A 15,943-nucleotide genomic window follows, 5' to 3' on the forward strand; every position below is an offset into this window, starting at 1 on the left:
ATTTTATTTTCCATAATGACAGATAGAATCCGATTAATGAGCGCTTAAGTCTAGAGGATGCCACTATAAGGGAGATTGAGTTAGCTCAATGTTTTGTTTAATTGCCAGGTCAATTTAGCAAAAAAATCTATATAAAGTTAATATTACAACCAGATAACCGCTATCAAGCATATTATCCTTTCATTAAATTGATCAATAATGAACCATCATATAAAGCTTTTTTAACCGATGCTACGGAAGATAATGTACCTGAATTATTGAATTCTGTCGCAACTAACTCAATCTGTTTGCTATAAGCGGGCAAAGCGTGTCGTTGAATACATTCATTAATTACCGGATACAAAACTTGCTGTGAAGCATTAAGGGGAGAACCCATCAAAATTTTTTCTGGGTTAAATAAATTAACCATAATTGCGATAATATGACCAATTTTCACCCCGATATCACGAATAATATCTATTGCTAAAGTATCGCCATTATTAACCGCCTGACAGAATGATTCAATAGTCAGTGGTTCGCTGTTCAGTAAAGAATCCGGTACCACTGTCAACTGCTGTTTTACTCTGGATAAAATATGGCTGATACCGACAACCGTTTCCAAACACCCAACATTCCCACAATAGCAGCGTTTACCATCAGGTTCAGCCTGAATATGCCCTATCTCCATGACACCACGGTTGCCAGCATGTAATGTTTGCCCCGCAATAATCACGCCAACGCCAACATGTTCATCAATGACCATTTGGATAATATTCTGACAATTTTTTGCCGCCCCATATAATGATTCAGCTATTGTCCAGGCGGTTATTTCATGTTGAAGAAAAACCGGTAATCCAGTACGACAATGTAGATATTCTCCTATTGGCAATTCCTGAACTTGGTAATAAGGGAAACTGTGGATTAAACCCCTGATCGGATCAACAATGGCATTTATCGTTATGCTAATTGCCGTCAAACGCTCAAGACGAGATTGATAACGGCCGAAAAATGCATCAATCTCGTCAATAATACACTCTAAAAAGGATTTTTTCTTGTTGATCGGTAATGGCAATCTATCTTCAACAATTAACTTACTACTTAAATCACGCAGTCCCAATATTAAACTTCCCAAGTTAATACTGACACACAGGAAATGCCAACCTTCTGAATCAAGCTTCAATCCAGTCGCCGGACGCCCTCTGAATCCCAAATCCAGAAATTCCGTTTCCATAACTAAGTGCGCATCAATCAATTCACGAACAATTTTAGTAATACTGGCTGGAGCAAGTTGCGCTTTTTTGGATAGCTCAATCCGGGAAATTGGACCATATTGATCAATTAACTGATAAACAGTACCAATATTAATCTGTTTTATCTGATCAACATGCCCCGGCTGTCCATCCATTATTTACCCTTTTACGCGCTAATTAATTCATGTTTCAAAATAATTGTTGGTTGATTATGTCGAGGTTTTAGGCAAAAAGTATGATTCTTTCAGTAAATATGTGATATTCAGCACGAAATTTAGCTGATTTCTACTTATTTTTTCCATTTAAGATATTAGATATGAGTAGGTTTATCAGTCTGTCTGCCGCGGCCGATATTGGCCGATTTTTGTGATTGACCAACCAAACCTCAGAGCAAGAATGATTATCAGCTAATGAAATATACTGGACACCATCCACTTTCATTCGAGTAAAAGATTCAGTCACAACGCTGACGCCTAGCCCCGCAGAAACCAACCCAAGAATGGTCATTGCTTCGCCTGCTTCCTGTGAAATCATCGGCGTCACACCTGCTTGAGCAAGTAATGTGATAATTTCATCATATAAAGCAGTCCCGACATCGCGCTCAAAAAACACCATCGGATAACCCGCCAACATTTCGAGCTTTATTCCCTGCGGAGCATATTCCAGCAAAGGATGTCCATCATAGACAGCCAGCATAAAAGGTTCTCGAAATAATAACCGATACTCAAGGTTATCGGGTAATGAGGTATTACGCATAATGCCAACATCGATCCGTCCAGTCAGTAATGGCGCAATCTGCTGTTTAGTGTTCATCTGATGCATATGAATAGCGACTTCCGGGTAACGTTCCCGAAACTGCCGTAAACTCAGAGTGACCTTATGCATAAAAGGTGTCGTAGAAGTGAAACCGATAGATATTTCCCCTAACTCTCCTTTTTGCATTCTTGCTGCCTTTGTTGCCGCAGCATCAACCTGAGCCAGGATCTGATAAGCTTCTTTTAGAAACATGTTACCTGCCGGCGTTAAACTCACATTCCGGTTATTACGTTCTAATAACTGTGCATTGATATTATTTTCAAGTGACTGAATTTGTTGGCTTAACGGAGGCTGTGAAATATTAAGCCGTTCTGCCGCACGACCAAAATGTAATTCCTCTGCCACTGCAATAAAGTAGCGTAAGTGCCGTAACTCGATAGCCATAATCACCTTTGAGATCTAAGAGATATTATTATTAATGATTAATATATTAGACAAAATATTTTGCAATTCATATGCTCAATCTCCATCAAGATACAAGCTAGTTAATAAATTAAGTAAGGAAATGATGTGAGCGCCAGCCCTAGTAGTCATAGTAGCAGTATCAGTGAAAACCCAACTCTTGATAATAATCTTGTCCAAAATGTTCAAAATAAGAAAAGTTATATTCAGAAAGACGATCCTCTGTACATGAGAGTGACGTTGTCACTCTTTATTGTCGGATTAGCGACATTTGCCCTGCTCTATTTCGTTCAACCTATCTTACCCATGTTATCGGATGATTTTGGCGTTTCTCCCGCTACCAGTAGTTTATCTTTATCCCTTTCAACCGGCATGTTGGCGTTGGGTTTACTAATAACCGGCCCTCTGTCTGATGCCATTGGTCGTAAAAATGTGATGGTAACCGCGCTAACAGCGGCTGCCATTTTCACTTTACTCAGTGCATTTATAACCAGTTGGCATGGAATTCTAGTTGTACGCGCTCTGGTTGGTTTGTCTCTCAGTGGCGTAGCCGCCGTTGCCATGACTTATCTTAGTGAGGAAATCCACCCTAATTTTGTTGCTTTATCAATGGGACTTTATGTTAGCGGTAATTCTATTGGCGGCATGAGTGGGAGATTAATATCAGGCGTTATTACTGACTATTTCTCATGGCGGGTTTCTGTCATCGTATTAGGTTTATTGGCATTAATTGCGGCAATGACATTTTGGCGTATGTTACCTGAATCGCGCCATTTTCGGCCAAGCTCTCTCAAGCCTAAATCTTTATTAATCAATCTTAGATTACATTTTCGTGATGAAGGATTGCCATTACTGTTTTTTGAAGCCTTTTTACTCATGGGCGGCTTTGTTACCCTATTTAATTACATAAGTTATCGTTTATTAGATTCACCCTATCATTTTAATCAGTCAATTGTCGGTATGTTATCTATTGTTTATTTGGCAGGGACATACGGCGCATCTAAAGTGGGCACATTAACCCATCAATATGGACTTGGAAAAGTGCTGATCGCGACGATAAGTATGATGCTAATCGGTACGCTTATTACCTTATTCTCATCTGTGGCGACGATTATCATTGGGATGATAGTCCTCACTTTCGGTTTCTTTGCCGCACATGCTGTTGCCAGCAGTTGGGTCGGACGTCGTGCTCGCCGGGCCAAAGCACAAGCGTCTTCTCTTTATCTGTTTTGTTATTATTTAGGCTCAAGTGTGGCAGGTACTCTCGGTGGTATATTTTGGCTCCAATTAGGTTGGAATGGCGTTGTTTTATTTATTGCCATTCTTATCTTTTTGGCTCTACTTTTAGGGTTTAAACTCGCCAAACTTCCAGAGGCAAGATAATAGAAAACAAGAATTATTCGCTATCTGTATTTAACTATTTATTTGACACTTTTATCCATCAGTTAATCCTTCATTTTCTGATTTGTCAAAAATTAAGTTGTCTTTTTGCGGCAATGTTGAAAATCATGACAATATTGTTCAACAAAAAAATAAACATTAATACTCATATATAAGGAAGCATTAATTATGGGACATTCCAGATTTGAAGGTTTCACTAAAGAGGAAATAAAACTGGCATATGAATTTGATATGCTAAATCAATCTATGGTGATGGCGGAAGCGAATGCCTATGCACTGCAAAAACAGTTATGTCGTCTTAGCGAACCGCAAAAACTGCTCAATAAGATAGGTCGGAATGCGCTGGTGGAAATTAAAGACACAATGATACGTTCAGTTCCCGCCTCAATATGTGCAGGATTAGCGGGCGCTGCTACAGCATCAGGTGGGCCCGCTATCTCTTTTCTCGCCAGTGCGGCGGCGGGAAGTATTGGCGGAGAATTGGCAAAACCCATTACGTCAAGAACCGGTGTTCATACTCAGTTGTATCCGACCTGTGCCGGCAATACGATTAAAGACATTGAGCAAGAGGTACAGGGGAAATTACAAGGTAAATTGAGTGGCTACCCCAAATTACATGAACTATATCGTACTTATGTGAACAAAGAATATGCGCGGGATTTTGTACTTGATACTGCACTGGCAAATACGCCCGATGTGGTTACCAGCGCTGTAACAGAAGGTGTCAGTAACTGGACGGCGGGCACTTTCAGTTCCATGCTGAAATATGGCCCAATACCTGTTGTGGCTTTAACTGCGGCAGCGGGATTAGATCCTCGTGGTATTTATAACAAAGGCAAAGATACACTGCATGCAATGGCTAGCATAAAACCTGGCCCACACGCAGGAGGTAATCTGAAAGCAAAAAAACTGGAAAAACTACGGCATACTTATCAGGAATATTTACCCTATCTGGAGCAAAATTTATTACGTGCGCGAGATTGCTTAACCCAATTAATTGCGTCATTAAACAACAATCCGAATAGAAAACTAAACATTGAAGCGTTCATGAAGAAATCCCCTAATCTCGCCTTATCACATCACAACGCCCGCATGGTATCTAAAGAAATTATCAATATGCTTGATTTGTTGATTATGCTGGAAAAAGAAAGGGAAAATGAGGTAATTAAAGAAACCTGCTTCTTATAAAGCTAAATCTTCTTTTGGGTGTGTTGACACAGATCAACCACCCGAGTCAAGGTGATAAACTTGACGCCAAAGAGAGCTGTTCATGTAACACAGCATACCTGAAACATCCACCAGCCCCCTCAGCATCATTTGCACAACAAATTTATATATCATGAAACTAATTAATAATAATATTAAAATCTGTGGAAATTAAATTTGCTAAAAAATTTGAACTCACTTTATTTTTTACAAAAAAAGATAGATTTGGAAAGATAGAATCTTTACCACTATAACTTAATTCACCCTCTTTTATAATATAACAACAAGGTTCAATTAAATTTACGCTGTACTCTCCGGCGCCGGTATCATCGGAATATATACCAAAATTATCAAAACCATTCTCAACGTATTCCCCGCTATTAAAAAACCAATCTTGAGTTGGCTTCTCCCTGGACATTTCTGCCGTAAAATTTCGTGGAGTGAAAAACTGTGCTTTAAACGTGAATGCAAGATAAAGGTTTGAAACATTTGGATAACAAAATAAATTGCGAAATTCTGAAATATTCCGACCACCCAACCATATAAATCCTGGAGTATAAATGCGAAAATTTAAATTCTCCGCACTCCACTTCTCTATCTTTCTATCGAGTGTCAATGGGAATTTCATCACGATACCATTTGGAGCATATTTGTTTACATAGATATTAGTCATCATTGTGCCTCATCTTTTAATTAATTTACTTGGCTCAATAGCCCCAACCTTGTTTATTATCTCTTTTTTACAGTATAATGCCATAATCCGATTACCGCTAATATTCCACGGTCAAAATCACTTCACGCTCATCCCATTGCTAAAAAAATAAGAAAACACTGAAATTTATTTAGGACAGGTGAAAAACATTAACCTACTGAAAAATTATTATCAGTACCGATCAATATTAAAATAATATACAGCAAGATTATTCCCAAGCGGGAATAAACAGTAAATAGAGTAACGAGAATACGCCGAATTAATCTCCTTATACTCACTTTAAATGACAATAAAATTTCGGGATTATATTGACACCTCCCCTTATTTTAAGCAAGAAAAGAGGAGGTCATCATGACACAATATGAGTTACGGCTATATAAGTTACGGCTATATAAGTTACGGCTATAGTATTAAGCAAAAGTTAATTTATAATCCAAGTTCACTGGCGATGATATTACGCTGGATGTCGGATGTACCTGAATAAATGACTGATGCAATCGAATTGCGAAGTTCTCTTTCAGTGGGACTCTCAGCTAGATAGCCTTTTGCTCCGTAGATCCGCAATACATCCAGCGATAATTTCGTGTATGTTTCGGAGACGAATAGTTTTGCACAGGCCGCCTCCATTATGGCATTTTTACCTGCATCTTTTAGGCGTCCCACTTGGTAGACAAGTTCACATGCAGCATCCAGATTGACTTTCATGTCGGCGATACGATGGGATACAGCTTGATTTTTCCCGATGGGCTGACCAAACTGCCGACGTGTACGTGCATAAGTGATGCATGCTTCAAGGCTACGGCGCATCGATCCCAAGGTGGTAGCAAGAATACATCCACGTTCGTACTCCATAGCACTTTCGAAAATCTTAATGCCCCTTCCTTCCCTACCCAATATCGCATCAGCGGGAATACGGCACTCCTTGAGTGTGATCTGACCCATCAGCGCGGTGCGCAGCCCCATTTTTTCTAGCGGTTGACTTACCTCTATACCCGGAGTGGTCGATTCGATAAGGAATGCGGTTATGCCAAGCGGACCAAGCGTAGGATTAATTGTGGCGTAGATGACATAAAGATTAGCGATAGGTGCGTTAGTGATATAAATCTTCGAACCATTAAGAACATAGCTGTCTCCATCTCTCACTGCATGAGTGCGCATGGAGAACACGTCCGAGCCTGCTTCATCTTCCGTCGAGCCATTGGCGCCGATCAACGTGCCGTCTATCAGACCGGGTAGAAAACGTGAACGTTGGGCAGGTGTGCCATGAATGGCCAGTTGCATGGTAACCGTCCACAAATGAGCGTTGAGTGAAAACAACAGTCCCTGATCCTCACAACCGTACCCCAATCCTTCCATGACCGACAACAGGTCAGACAATGATGCTCCCTCGCCGCCGCAGTTTTCGGGTATAGCCATTTTAAACAGCCCGAATTCTGCGCATTTCCGCCAGCCCTCCCAGTAAAAAGTCCCGGTACGATCGGCGGTTGCTATGTCTGTTTTTAACTGGTCACGGGCAAAACGTGCGGCATTATCGTGCAGCAATATCCGTTGTTCATCAATTCTATTTGGCATAACCTTGTTGCTCCAAAAATTGACAGTTGGTCTCGATAAATTGGCAGTTAGTCTCGAGAAATTGATAGTCGGTCTTGCCCGTTGAGGTGCGGGGAAGAGCTGGTAAGTAGCTGAAATTGTCGGGTATCATGTATCGTGCAAGTCGTTTATGACAATACTGACGCAGCTCTGTTAGGGATAGCTGAGAATCGCAAGCAACGAGAAATGCTGTGATAGTCGCCTCTCCGTCAATTTCAGTGCAGACAACCGCACAGGCTGAAAGTTTAGGATGCGTCATCAGGCATGACTCGATCTCGTCTAGTTCTATCCGGTATCCATGACGTTTAATCATGCGATCAAGCCGTCCCATGAAAACGTAACCTTCTGGTGATGAACGAACCACATCACCCGTGTTGTACCAATATTTGCCATTAAGGTAGAAGATGCGCTGAACGGTTTTCTCAGGATCGTTCCAATAACCAGTAATGACAGAATCCCCTGAGACACATAACTGACCGGATTTGCCTTCTGGTACTGGCTGCAAATGTTCATTGACAACAATAGTTTCACAGTGAGTACAAGGATGGCCGATCGATAATGGCTCGAGGCGGTTTTCCTGTATGATCGTCGGCACTTGGTAGACAGTACATACATTGGTTTCTGTGGGGCCATACAAGTTGTAATAGGCTGCCTCAGTCCACAGCAGCATCAGCTTGCGCAATTTCGTAATAGGGAAAACCTCCCCTGCAAACAGCACAAGTCGTAGCCGGTTATGAATAGGCAAGCCTTTGTGGCGCTGTTCAGCCAACATGCCTAAAATTGCAGGAGCAGAATACCAGACGGTGATCTCCCGGCTGGCAATGAATGTCGCTAAATGCCGCGGACTTGCGGCAAGGTCAGTATCAATCAGGTGAATGCATGCTCCATTCTTCACAGAGACATAGATGTCGAAAATCGACAGATCAAAGTGAAATGGGGCATGGCTGGAGACTTGATCTTCTGCCGTTATATTGAAGAAAGCTGAAGCCCATTCAACGAAGCTAATCGCATTGCGGTGACTTATTGCTACTCCTTTCGGAGTTCCGGAAGAACCGGACGTGTACAGAATATATGCGAGCCGATCCGCATCAGGCGTGCTGCGCAGGTAGTCGAATTTTCCTTCATCTTTTTTTATAGATAGAATCTCCAGCGCCTGTAGTTCTTCACTTATATCGTTCATTTCTTCATCATTCGGCTGTATCACAATGATGCGAGATTTGAACTGAGAGGTGACATGTATCAGATATGACGCAGATTCGGGATCGGTGAAAATGACCTGAACATCGCAATCACCAAATACCGTCGATGCCCGCAAAGCTGAGCTATCCACATCTATGGGCACGTATGCAGCACCTAAACGGAGCACACCAAAAATGACAGCGAGGGTGTGTGGGTTTTTACGCATGAAAATTCCCACACGATCACCTGTAACAACGCCTTTTCGATAGAGAAAAGCGGCAATCTTATCCGCTGTATCGGAAAGTTCTTTGTAACTCATTGCCGAACCATTAGAACCAATGACCGAACAAGCGTCGGGGTGTCGCACTACGGAATCGTCTAAGTATTTCGCTAAGTCTATTGAAAACTCAGATTGTTCCTTCAATACAGCTTCTATCATTATTTTTCAACTCCTGACGATTTCTCATCCACATAACGCGCGATCTCGCAAATAGTAGTGAAACGTGTTCTCGGGTCACTGACACCAACTATGATGTTAAATTCATCTTCAATAAACGACACCAGACGCATCATAGCCAAGGATGAAAGAATTCTTGATTCTCCTAAATTCAGATCGTCAGAAATATCGAGGTCATTTCCTTTTAGGATATTTTCGATAATAAAAGTACGGATTTTCGTCAAGGCGTTAGACATAGGAAGTTCTTCTAATAGTTAATATTTATGTTATGAATTACAAATGCTCACTGCGGGTTGTCGGATTGATGACGGAAGCTTCTTTGGGTGAAGGCGCGAGGATAACGTCAGACCAGCGGAATATGGCTGCGGAAGCTTCCGCCTGACCACCGAATCCATACAGCAGTACTGTGTCACCGGGTTTAATGTGACCACCAGCCGCCGCGGTATAAGCATTGAACGGCATCAGCGCCGGCCCGATATTAGCAACCTGTGGGAAAGTATCTACAATACGGTCAGGTTCGATTCCCAACACATTGGCGGAGAACTCTGCATGCCAGGCTGTCGGCGTGTTCACTACGACGAAATCAATATCTTTCAATTCAAGTCCGGCTTTTGCCAGTGCGCCTTCAGTCGTCTGTACAAGATACTCTTCAGCCGTGGCACGCAACACGTGAGAGATGGAAGGGTCTACGCGCAAACGGATCTTTTGTCTCTCAAATGTTACTCCCGAAATGTCTTCCACTGCGTCCAGCAGCCAAGTGCCGCAGGTTTTTCCTGTGTGTAAAGATTCAGCCCCCAACAAGCCAAAACCGCTATCTACTGGCCCGACCAAAAACGCCGCCGAAGCATCTCCGCACAAACGCAGAGTAACATCGTCAGATTCGATCGCCCGCGATAGTCTGGATGTTGTGACGACCAAAATTCGTTCTTTCAAGCCTGCCTGCACCCAAGCACATGCTGTCAACAACCCTGACATAGAGCCACCACAGGTCGCTTCCACGTTGAAGGCTCCGCCGCCTGTCCCAAGTGACTGTGCAAGATACGCTGCATCACCTGAACCGATCCGATCTGGGAACATCGATACTGAAATTAGGCAATCTACTTCATTTGGAGAAACACCCGCGGCATCTAGTACACGGCGCGCTGCTTCAATCCCAAGTTCCACACTCCCTTCGTTATTTGCTACGACTCGGCGTTCGACGCTACCGAAAAAGGGATCTTCCAGATAACGTTCTATGGCTGCATCGTACAGGTTAAGCCTACGACGCCTGGATGAATCACTTGGCTTCGATGTTATTACTGACGGTTCAGTATCCTGTGCTGGAGGCGTTTCTTCACACCACCAAGCATTTGTACGTACACCATCAGGCAAATACACAGCAATAGCTTGAATTCCTACTGCTTGCATATAATCTCCTCATATAATTTTGCCAGAAATCTGATTAATTTAATTTGTACGCCATTGTTTAGGAAAGAAAATAGATTCGGAATGGGAATTTCATCACGATACCGTTTGGAGCATATATTTTTACATAAATATTATGTCACCATTGTGCCTCATTTTTTAATTGATTTACTTGGGTCAATAGCCCCAACCTTAGTTATTATCTTTTTTTTTACAGTATAATGCCATAACCGGATTACCGCTAATACTCCGAGATCAAAATTATTTCACACTCATCACACTGCTAAAAAAATAATAGAAAATCCCCTAAGTTTATTCAGAATAAGTGCAAAACATTAACCTACTGAAAAATTATTATCAGTACCGATCAATATTAAAATAATATACAGCAAGATTATTCCCATGTAGAAATAAGAAAGTATCAATCATAACGATGCTAAGGCTATCTTTGACTTTATATTTTGTCAGTCAAGAACAACAGACAAGTAATACTTTATTTATGATTAACAACTAGCTATCGGCCGTAAAACAATTTCTGCCGGACAACTACCTGCTGGATGCTGAAGGATAAAAACAATCGCGTCAGTGACGGATGAAAGTGAGATAGTTCCTATATTATTTGGTAACACCGTGCCTAACACCTCAAGCTGACCCGGTGAAATTGCACATACTCGTACACCTTGTTGCCATAGTTCTTGCTGTAACGCTACAGTAAATCCAACGACTGCCCATTTTGATGCTGCATAGCAACTGGCCCCTGGCAAGCTAGCTTTTCCGGCCAAGGAGCTAATATTAATAATGGAGGGCTGCGCGCTTGATAATAGATGTGGCAAGGCGAGATATGTCATGTGAATTAAAGCAGTGACATTAGTCGTAATAACCTGATCAATTTCTTCCGGTATTAGATCCATCAGATTGCCAAAATGGAAAGCACCGGCATTATTGATTAATACATCCAATCCACCCAACTTTGCACAAGTGAAATCTATCAAATGCTGGCGGAAATTATCATGACATATGTCCCCAGAAAATGAGTATATTTCACAGTTATCCTGATATTGCTGGGACAATTCTTTAAGTCGATTCTCACCTCTTCCCGTTATCACCATTCGAGAACCATTGCTTGCAAGCATTTCAGTGATTGCATGACCAAGCAAGCCGCTGGCGCCAGTGAGTAAGACACGTTTACCATGCAACATCTTCCCTCCCTAATAACGCCAAATAGCGGACCTCCATCCGGTGGTATTATTCGCCAATTAGAAATCCGCTTAACTTTATATTGCTATCAAATAGCTACAGAGTTATTTATCACTCGTTTTTTGATGATTCGGTACAAGAACGACAACCAAAGCCAAGCACCCTTCCCGCTTCACTACCAGATAAGGTGCGCGGTACTGCCCCAGCCAGACTAACCGGTTGGGAAAAAGTCGCTAACCGGAGAGAGTTTTCCATTTGGCTTGTTTCAATCTTGCCCAGATTAGTGTTTTTCATATGATTTACCTCTTTTTTTATATTAGTGCGTCTGGTATGACGCGGTACTATCAACGCTCGCTAAGCCAGCGCTAACATACATTGCTGAGCTTGCACACGGACATAACTACTGGGATCACTCATGGCAAGGTGATAAACCTGATCACGATATTGTGTATCGGTAGAAAAACTCAGCATGGAAACAAAAGCGATAGAACGTAGCTCTTCTCGGGTATGGCTGCTAGCAATTGTATGCAGTAGTTCTCTGCTACGTTCATTGCCCTCTTTCATCAAAACAGCAAACAAGGACTTATGTGCACGGAATCGTTCAAACCGCCCGTTTTTAATACGTGCAACCTGAAAGCCAGAATTATTTTCCCTATCCAGATCAAATTCATATTGGCGCTGTCCATTCCCTCTAGGTTGAATGATGATATTGATAGAGACGGATAAATTTGGTGGTGGAAATTGAATATGCATATCTTTACTGCGAAAGAAAAATATGACTTTGCCTGGAGATAACATCTGTTCGCCAAAGTAATTCATAGCGACTTCTTCACCCTCAGCGCCATCAACACTGTTATAGTCGTACTCATAAAGACGTGTCGTATAACCATCACCAAAAAAGTTAGTTGTCAAAAAATCAAAATTATGGTCATGAGGTTCTAGCCAGGAAAATGGCGCAGGCGCGGACTGAGGTCCAGGTGGTAACCATAGCACCATGCGAATGGCAAATCTCCGTTCGCTGTATAGAATAAATGTCGGCGGCTGAACATCATTTCCAGACTGGAATTGGTTGGGGAATACCAATTGGTTACAGATGATGTCCAATATTTCTTGCTTGTTAGCCGCAAAATCTACCAACCATTGACTGGCCATCTCTATCTCTTCCCGCTGGTAATGACCACAAGAAACGTTATCCACCATATTACTGGTCTTCAAAAGCTGAACCAACTCAGGCAATGCCAATGGCTTACCTGGTTTAGGCGTGAATTCAAGCGTCATGAATTTTCTCCTGCAAAGTTACCAACACTGCCTGAATCGCATTACGGACATAATTGCTCTTGTCATCCAACGCGCTATCAATTAATGATTGTGAGGGCTGATGACGAAGAATAGCAGCCCATGCCATCGCTCTGGCTTCTTCCGACTGATGATTTTTAGCAATATGGATCAGTAGTTTTTGTGTACGTAGATTCCCCTGATATGCCATCAATGAGAAAATCGAACGCTGAGAAATTACCCGTTGCAAGTTATTGAATATAGGTTTGCCAACAATACGCCCTGACGATTCCGATAATTCAAAAATCGTTTGTCGAACTGAAGGAATGCTTTTAGGAATAATGAGATTCAAAGATGCTGACAACGAAACAGGTTCGTGCTGAATGTGCACATCCTGATTAGCGTAATAGTAAATAATCTCCCCTTCTTCCAGAAACATATCCCCTGCGTAGCTAAAAAGTGTTTCCCCACTGTCACTCTGCTCGATCTGAGAATAGTCAAAACCATATAGGGAGGTGCGGTATCCAGGACCAAAGAAACCAACACTCATCAGGTCGAATGCATGATCATGGGCATAACGATAGGAAAAAGGGATACTCCGGGCCTGAAATCCCACAGAGAGCCAAACCATCAGACGCAATGTAAAAACTGGGCAAGTGTACAAAACATAACTTTGCGATTGTCCATTATTGGTATGTTGGAAAGTTTCAGGAGTCTCTAAGGCGTTACTTATATGTTGCAATACTTCATGGCGATTAAGCGCGAAGGCCTTAAGATGGGTTGCCGTATTTAACATATCATCCTGGCTATAACAGGATGCTCTCAAACTTTCGAGCACGCCGGAATCAGTCAGATATTCAATTAAAGCCGTCAAAGTGATTTGAAAGCCAGGTTCGACTACCAATTTTATCGCCATGTTTAGTCCTCCCTTGCAATGTCAAACCCACTGAGCCGTAAACTATTTTTTGCCGTTTCTCGCATCATCGTATCGGTATCTTCACAGGCTATCTGGTGTAACAATTCCAAGCATGCAGCACTATCAATCTGTGCCAGACTTTCAACCGCCTCCCAGCGAACAAAATTGGCATAATCAGATGTTGCGAGTTTCTCCAGTACAGCGCTTGCGCCATGATATTTCATCGCCCCTAAGAGCCGAACATATAGCTGAATACGTGACGCACTTAAATTAGTACAAATGGTTTCGACGGGTTGTAAGCTCATTCGATCATAAATCCAACTGATCCACCCTTTAGCGCCTGAATGTGCAATGAGTAAAAAAGAGCCATTACGATTCTCATAACCGAAATCAAGAATATCCTCGTAAGCTTTAAAGCTATATAGCTGGTTTGGTTCGAAAGTAAAAACGCCTAATGAAGTCAATGCTTCTGGTTGTATAAATGGATCATTATGATTAATTTTGCATTTATAATAAGGAATTTGTATTGCCTCTCGTGATGGATTGATGATAAAAGTATCGAATTCATTGACGTATAATTTTTCATTATTCGTTTTACCAATAAAGCGAACAAGTAAATTAAAATTTTTCTGCCGATGAAGATAAATACTATCTTCAGAGAGAAGTTCATATTTATCAGTAATTTCTTTCTTTTCTAACAGATCATTCAATATATCGATAATATTATCACGTGATAACTTACCCAAAACCTCACCAACCGACCAGAAATCTCCACCATTATCCGCCATCTTCTTGGTAATTATTTTCTCCAATTGGTCTAATTTGGTAATTTCTTCTGCTGCCTGCTCATCACAATGTAACCATTTACTCTGTTCAGCTTTGGGTAATCCCTGTTTTTCATATAGAGAGGTAAAATAGCTATCACGTGAAGCACGTAACCAGTCTGATAGAGAAATATTTTTTTCTTCCGCTTCAGCGATAAGATTATCAATGCCTTTTTTAGCGATTGACTGGGCAATACCTTTATTAATGAGCATGTTTTCCAAACGGTCTTCTGTTTCTTTATTCACGACAATACCCATGCCAACTGAATATTGTGGCGTATTTCCAATATGATAATGATGTGGTGGAAGAATAAATATATCACCGGCCTCTATTATCCAGTTATCGGCATAGGGCCGTAGTTTCTCCATATTAAACCGATATTTAATCCCGTCTATTTTTTCAAAAATATCCTTACTAAACAGAGACATTTCTTTAGCATTAGGCCCACAATGGAAATGCACTACCGAGCTATAAGGATCATCAAGATGAACCCCAAATGGCGTGTACCCATAGTTACCAATAAACAGACAAGTTCCTATGAAAGTATTTCTTTCCCCAAGAATTTTTCGCAAAGGAGCGAAAATAGAAGAAACTGCTTGAAAAATATAATCAGACCAACGTTCAGTATCATTGACAATCACACCGAACCGTTCACCCCCAGTAGCTCGTGATATCCAACTCTCAAATGTTTCGTTTTCATGAGGCTCAGTATAAAGAATAGGATCAATATGTTCCGCACTCAATCGCCCCTCTATATATACCCGAATTAAAGACTCTTGAGAAACCATCATTTCTTTTTTCAATATGCTAAATAGTGAAAATAAGACATCATCAGAAAACAACTCAGGATTAAAAGCCTCTTTTATTAACTTAGCTGACATAATCACAGGTTTATTAACTGGATCATAAATTTGTTCATCTTCTCTTATCTTATGCATCTGATAATGCTCACAAACCTCATTAAATTTTTTAACGTACTTAATATAAGCGTTCATATGTGATCCCGCCTTTTGATGATAGCGAAGAGAGATAGATAAAATAGGTAGGTAGATAAAAAAATAGTAGGTCAGGATGATAGAATAGCAAGGGAAAATTATATAAGCGCTTATTAATGTGAATAGGTCAACATGCACTTCGGAGAGCGTTAATTAAAACAGGAACTGGATAAAAAAAACCAACTTAAAAATATGATCTAGAAATAATTTATTTTAGTTTAATGATGAAATAATAATTTATTAAAAATAAAATTATAAGGCGATTTCGCGTAGCAAATGCAATAAAATTAAATAATAAGAGGAATTACATTGACATATAAATGCGAATAATATCACATA

General features: G+C 41.1%; 14 protein-coding genes. 2 read left to right on the top strand and 12 right to left on the bottom strand.

The features are described 5' to 3' along the window. Positions 1 to 172: 172 nt before the first annotated feature. Positions 173 to 1,384 carry a sugar metabolism global transcriptional regulator Mlc gene (gene mlc, locus TI10_RS02780; protein WP_049581643.1) on the bottom strand — a complete coding sequence of 404 codons (1,212 nt, stop codon included), beginning with the start codon at positions 1,382 to 1,384 and terminating at the stop codon, positions 173 to 175. Positions 1,385 to 1,514: 130 nt separating this feature from the next. Beyond that, complete coding sequence (locus tag TI10_RS02785; protein WP_049581644.1) at positions 1,515 to 2,429, bottom strand: LysR family transcriptional regulator; 915 nt, start codon at positions 2,427 to 2,429, stop codon at positions 1,515 to 1,517. Positions 2,430 to 2,588: 159 nt separating this feature from the next. On the opposite strand from TI10_RS02785, the gene TI10_RS02790 reads away from it, so the two are divergent. Together TI10_RS02790 and TI10_RS02795 are read left to right on the top strand one after the other, a co-directional pair. Then, on the top strand, positions 2,589 to 3,830 hold the full coding sequence (locus TI10_RS02790; RefSeq protein ID WP_244161513.1) for an MFS transporter: 1,242 nt from the start codon (positions 2,589 to 2,591) through the stop codon (positions 3,828 to 3,830). Positions 3,831 to 4,016: 186 nt separating this feature from the next. Beyond that, on the top strand, positions 4,017 to 5,036 hold the full coding sequence (locus TI10_RS02795; RefSeq protein ID WP_049581646.1) for a hypothetical protein: 1,020 nt from the start codon (positions 4,017 to 4,019) through the stop codon (positions 5,034 to 5,036). Between the two features lie 157 nt (positions 5,037 to 5,193). Here TI10_RS02795 and TI10_RS02800 read toward each other — a convergent pair whose 3' ends face one another. The 10 genes from TI10_RS02800 to TI10_RS24795 form a co-directional block, all read right to left on the bottom strand. Continuing rightward, positions 5,194 to 5,730 carry a hypothetical protein gene (locus tag TI10_RS02800; RefSeq protein WP_049581647.1) on the bottom strand — a complete coding sequence of 179 codons (537 nt, stop codon included), beginning with the start codon at positions 5,728 to 5,730 and terminating at the stop codon, positions 5,194 to 5,196. 462 nt (positions 5,731 to 6,192) lie between these two features. Beyond that, positions 6,193 to 7,338, bottom strand: a complete 1,146-nt coding sequence (locus TI10_RS02805; protein ID WP_049581648.1) for an acyl-CoA dehydrogenase family protein — start codon at positions 7,336 to 7,338, stop codon at positions 6,193 to 6,195. Further along, positions 7,328 to 8,974, bottom strand: coding sequence for an amino acid adenylation domain-containing protein (locus tag TI10_RS02810; RefSeq protein WP_049581649.1), 1,647 nt, complete (start codon positions 8,972 to 8,974; stop codon positions 7,328 to 7,330). Before TI10_RS02810 ends, TI10_RS02805 begins: the two co-directional genes overlap by 11 nt. Beyond that, positions 8,974 to 9,228: an acyl carrier protein gene (locus TI10_RS02815; RefSeq protein ID WP_049581650.1), complete on the bottom strand. Its 255-nt coding sequence runs from the start codon at positions 9,226 to 9,228 to the stop codon at positions 8,974 to 8,976. The genes TI10_RS02810 and TI10_RS02815 overlap by 1 nt, the downstream gene beginning before the upstream one ends. A 37-nt stretch (positions 9,229 to 9,265) precedes the next feature. Continuing rightward, on the bottom strand, positions 9,266 to 10,399 hold the full coding sequence (locus TI10_RS02820) for a 3-oxoacyl-ACP synthase III family protein (protein ID WP_049581651.1): 1,134 nt from the start codon (positions 10,397 to 10,399) through the stop codon (positions 9,266 to 9,268). A 500-nt stretch (positions 10,400 to 10,899) separates the two neighbouring features. Next, complete coding sequence (locus TI10_RS02825) at positions 10,900 to 11,595, bottom strand: SDR family oxidoreductase (protein ID WP_049581652.1); 696 nt, start codon at positions 11,593 to 11,595, stop codon at positions 10,900 to 10,902. A 109-nt stretch (positions 11,596 to 11,704) separates the two neighbouring features. After that, on the bottom strand, positions 11,705 to 11,887 hold the full coding sequence (locus TI10_RS02830; protein WP_049581653.1) for a hypothetical protein: 183 nt from the start codon (positions 11,885 to 11,887) through the stop codon (positions 11,705 to 11,707). 60 nt (positions 11,888 to 11,947) lie between these two features. Next, positions 11,948 to 12,871 (bottom strand): hypothetical protein, encoded by a 924-nt coding sequence (locus TI10_RS02835; protein WP_049581654.1) that lies wholly within the window; start codon positions 12,869 to 12,871, stop codon positions 11,948 to 11,950. Further along, positions 12,861 to 13,784 (bottom strand): hypothetical protein, encoded by a 924-nt coding sequence (locus TI10_RS02840; protein ID WP_049581656.1) that lies wholly within the window; start codon positions 13,782 to 13,784, stop codon positions 12,861 to 12,863. Before TI10_RS02840 ends, TI10_RS02835 begins: the two co-directional genes overlap by 11 nt. A 2-nt stretch (positions 13,785 to 13,786) precedes the next feature. Further along, a complete protein-coding gene (locus tag TI10_RS24795) occupies positions 13,787 to 15,604 on the bottom strand; it encodes a HEAT repeat domain-containing protein (RefSeq protein ID WP_049581657.1) in 1,818 nt (605 codons plus the stop codon). Positions 15,605 to 15,943 lie beyond the last annotated feature (339 nt).

This window comes from Photorhabdus luminescens subsp. luminescens, from assembly GCF_001083805.1.
In the GTDB taxonomy this organism is placed as follows: domain Bacteria; phylum Pseudomonadota; class Gammaproteobacteria; order Enterobacterales; family Enterobacteriaceae; genus Photorhabdus; species Photorhabdus luminescens.

Bases quoted from the DNA above. Each gene is read 5' to 3' on its own strand.
- TI10_RS02840 (WP_049581656.1), bottom strand. From the start codon at position 13,784: ATGGCGATAAAATTGGTAGTCGAACCTGGCTTTCAAATCACTTTGACG.
- TI10_RS02820 (WP_049581651.1), bottom strand. From the start codon at position 10,399: ATGCAAGCAGTAGGAATTCAAGCTATTGCTGTGTATTTGCCTGATGGT.
- TI10_RS02830 (WP_049581653.1), bottom strand. From the start codon at position 11,887: ATGAAAAACACTAATCTGGGCAAGATTGAAACAAGCCAAATGGAAAAC.
- TI10_RS02835 (WP_049581654.1), bottom strand. From the start codon at position 12,871: ATGACGCTTGAATTCACGCCTAAACCAGGTAAGCCATTGGCATTGCCT.
- TI10_RS02810 (WP_049581649.1), bottom strand. From the start codon at position 8,974: ATGATAGAAGCTGTATTGAAGGAACAATCTGAGTTTTCAATAGACTTA.
- mlc (WP_049581643.1), bottom strand. From the start codon at position 1,384: ATGGATGGACAGCCGGGGCATGTTGATCAGATAAAACAGATTAATATT.
- TI10_RS02795 (WP_049581646.1), top strand. From the start codon at position 4,017: ATGGGACATTCCAGATTTGAAGGTTTCACTAAAGAGGAAATAAAACTG.
- TI10_RS24795 (WP_049581657.1), bottom strand. From the start codon at position 15,604: ATGAACGCTTATATTAAGTACGTTAAAAAATTTAATGAGGTTTGTGAG.
- TI10_RS02805 (WP_049581648.1), bottom strand. From the start codon at position 7,338: ATGCCAAATAGAATTGATGAACAACGGATATTGCTGCACGATAATGCC.
- TI10_RS02825 (WP_049581652.1), bottom strand. From the start codon at position 11,595: ATGTTGCATGGTAAACGTGTCTTACTCACTGGCGCCAGCGGCTTGCTT.
- TI10_RS02800 (WP_049581647.1), bottom strand. From the start codon at position 5,730: ATGATGACTAATATCTATGTAAACAAATATGCTCCAAATGGTATCGTG.
- TI10_RS02785 (WP_049581644.1), bottom strand. From the start codon at position 2,429: ATGGCTATCGAGTTACGGCACTTACGCTACTTTATTGCAGTGGCAGAG.
- TI10_RS02815 (WP_049581650.1), bottom strand. From the start codon at position 9,228: ATGTCTAACGCCTTGACGAAAATCCGTACTTTTATTATCGAAAATATC.